General features: G+C 27.1%; 1 protein-coding gene. It reads left to right on the plus strand.

The window, feature by feature from the left end:
* The coding region (dltD, locus tag JX287_RS08170; RefSeq protein ID WP_204644389.1) for a D-alanyl-lipoteichoic acid biosynthesis protein DltD at nt 1-1,108 on the plus strand (1,108 nt) is incomplete at its 5' end.
* Nucleotides 1,109-1,755 lie beyond the last annotated feature (647 nt).

A 1,755-nucleotide genomic window follows, 5' to 3' on the forward strand; every position in this document is an offset into this window, starting at 1 on the left:
TTTAAATAAGACGTATTTAAAAAAGATAGAAAACTATTATAAAGTAAATGATAATAGCGTCAGATATAGTACTGCTTTTGAAAAATATAAGAGTAAGGATATAATCCTTGAGAATATTACTCCTAAAACATTAGTATTATTAGGTTCATCAGAATTAACTACAACAATAAATGAAGAATATCATCCAAAGAAAATCTTTAACTATGAAGATTTTAACATTATGCAAATAGGAGTAGGTAATTCTCAAAATATTATACATGCAGCAACGATAGGTTCTATCGGAAATGATATAAGAAATAATGAAATTGTCATGATTCAATCAATTCAGTGGTTCGATAATAAAAATGGTATTTTAAAAGATGCATTTTTATCAAGAATTTCTAGTGAGCATGTTTATAACACTATGGCTAATGATAAAATTAGTAAAGAAACAAAAGAAAAGTTTATTAATAGAGTAATTGAACTTTCATCAACTAATAAAGTTCTTAATAAGAAATATAGGAGTTATAAAAAATATTTTGTAGAGGAACAAGGGAATTTTATCACAGGGGAATTTTTAAAACTGGATAATTACTTTTACAAATTAAAGAGTAAGTATGAGTTTTTCAAAAATAAAGGAAGAGAAAATTATCCCTTAAGTGGTGAAAAAACACCTGATTATAACTGGAAAGAGTTAGATGAAAAGGTAACTGAACAAGCTAAAGAGAGAACTAATAACAATGATTATCAAATTGATAATACTTATTATGATAAGTATATTAAAACAAAATATGATCAATTGAAAAATAGTTCTAAAAATACGAAATATGATGAGTCTAAGGAATATGATGATTTAGATATACTTTTATCAATAGTTAAAGACTTGAATCTAAATATGAAATTCGCTATACTTCCTGCTAATGGTAAGTGGAGTGATTATACAGGAATAGATAGTGAAAAAAGACAGGTTGCGTATAATAACTTGAAAGAAATTGCTAAAAAGAATAATATAGAAGTAATGGATTATTCTAGTAAAGAATATGAGGAATATTATATGTACGATGCAATGCATTTAGGTTGGAGAGGATGGATTGATTTTGAAAGAGATCTTTACAAACTTAAAAAGTAGATTAAGCTATAATCAAAGTCTTGCACTTTGGGTGCTATTCTTTTATATAGTTATAATGGGAATAATAATATACTGTTTTTTAACGGATTTTTCAAATGTCCAAGAATATGTATATAGTGAATTTTAAAATAGAAGAAGGGCTGACTCAAAAGTCCTAAATTAAAAAAAGTGTATATGATAACTCATAGACGTACTGATTTATTGATATCTAAATTCGCTTTATAAAAGCTTTTAGATATCTAATAAACTGTGCGGGGGTGACTCGACAAAATCTTGTTTCAAAAGGAATCATGATATTGTTGAGACGCTCCCTTCTTTATTGGCTCTTTATCAAGTTCGGGGCATGGGAAAAATTCACTCTAGAAATCTAGGCAGTATTTTTGGATATTTGTCTTTTTGTATATAAAAATTGAAATCCAGAACCGGAATTTTTTCCATGCCCCGGATTTAGTATACAACCAATATTTCCCAGTTACTACTACTTGGCTTAGCATTAAAGTTATTATGAAGTCCTTGAGCAGTTTTTTCACGTACCTGCTCGGCAGTTAGTTCGTGCAATTTTTTATTGAAATTTACAATTATTTTGATTCTTTATGAATGAACTATTTTCTTATAAAAAACGATTGATTTTTTTTTTTTTTTTTGAT

This window comes from Gemella haemolysans, from assembly GCF_901873445.1.
GTDB lineage: Bacteria > Bacillota > Bacilli > Staphylococcales > Gemellaceae > Gemella > Gemella haemolysans_C.